Source organism: Pseudomonas indica NBRC 103045 (assembly GCF_002091635.1).
GTDB classification, from domain to species: Bacteria; Pseudomonadota; Gammaproteobacteria; order Pseudomonadales; family Pseudomonadaceae; genus Pseudomonas_M; species Pseudomonas_M indica.
On the sequence record NZ_BDAC01000053.1, the window covers coordinates 1 to 1,225 of the forward strand.

A 1,225-nucleotide genomic window follows, 5' to 3' on the forward strand; every position below is an offset into this window, starting at 1 on the left:
ACAGGACACGAACTCGGTCACAAGAAGGAGACTTTTGATCGTTGGATGGCCAAAATTGTGTTGGCTGTCGTAGGGTACGGTCACTTCTTTATTGAGCATAATAAGGGTCATCACCGTGATGTCGCTACACCGATGGATCCTGCAACATCCCGGATGGGAGAAAGCATTTATAAGTTTTCAATCCGTGAGATCCCAGGAGCATTTATTCGTGCTTGGGGGCTTGAGGAACAACGCCTTTCGCGCCGTGGCCAAAGCGTTTGGAGTTTCGATAATGAAATCCTCCAACCAATGATCATCACAGTTATTCTTTACGCCGTTCTCCTTGCCTTGTTTGGACCTAAGATGCTGGTGTTCCTGCCGATTCAAATGGCTTTCGGTTGGTGGCAGCTGACCAGTGCGAACTATATTGAACATTACGGCTTGCTCCGTCAAAAAATGGAGGACGGTCGATATGAGCATCAAAAGCCGCACCATTCTTGGAATAGTAATCACATCGTCTCTAATCTAGTGCTGTTCCACCTTCAGCGGCACTCGGATCACCACGCGCATCCAACACGTTCTTATCAGTCACTTCGGGATTTTCCCGGCCTGCCGGCTCTTCCGACGGGTTACCCTGGTGCATTTTTGATGGCGATGATTCCTCAGTGGTTTAGATCAGTTATGGATCCCAAGGTAGTAGATTGGGCTGGTGGTGACCTTAATAAGATCCAAATTGATGATTCGATGCGAGAAACCTATTTGAAAAAATTTGGCACTAGTAGTGCTGGTCATAGTTCGAGTACCTCTGCGGTAGCATCGTAGTTATGTGAGCACGCAGAGCCCGGCGGTCGATATTTACAATAAGTGCTTCAATTTTATGTGCGGCGTTGAAAGCTCTCACAAAGAGTGCACTTCGCTAAAGTGCTGAGGGTTGATTGCCTCTCTGTAATTGCTTTGAAGGCGACCTGCTCCGATAGTTTCACTCTGATGAAGTTGTCGGAGCAGCGACTAACGCTGAGTTAATAGGAGAGTGGGAGAATGTCAAGGTACCAGTGTCCAGATTGTCAGTATATCTATGATGAAAATAAGGGGGAGCCGCACGAAGGTTTCCACCCGAACACCAGCTGGAATGATATCCCCAAAGATTGGGCATGCCCGGACTGCGCAGTTCGAGACAAGGTGGACTTTATCTTTCTCGCGGATTCTCCCTCGAAAGAAACACAGCTAGGGGTGAATAGTCAGCTTG

General features: G+C 48.0%; 2 protein-coding genes. Both read left to right on the forward strand.

The annotated features are described in order from the left end of the window. Positions 1–801, forward strand: an 801-nt coding sequence (locus PIN01S_RS26115) for an alkane 1-monooxygenase (RefSeq protein ID WP_084339829.1), incomplete at its 5' end; no start/stop codon positions are given. Positions 802–1,017: 216 nt separating this feature from the next. Then, on the forward strand, positions 1,018–1,225 hold a 208-nt coding region (locus PIN01S_RS26120), incomplete at its 3' end, for a rubredoxin (protein WP_139809713.1).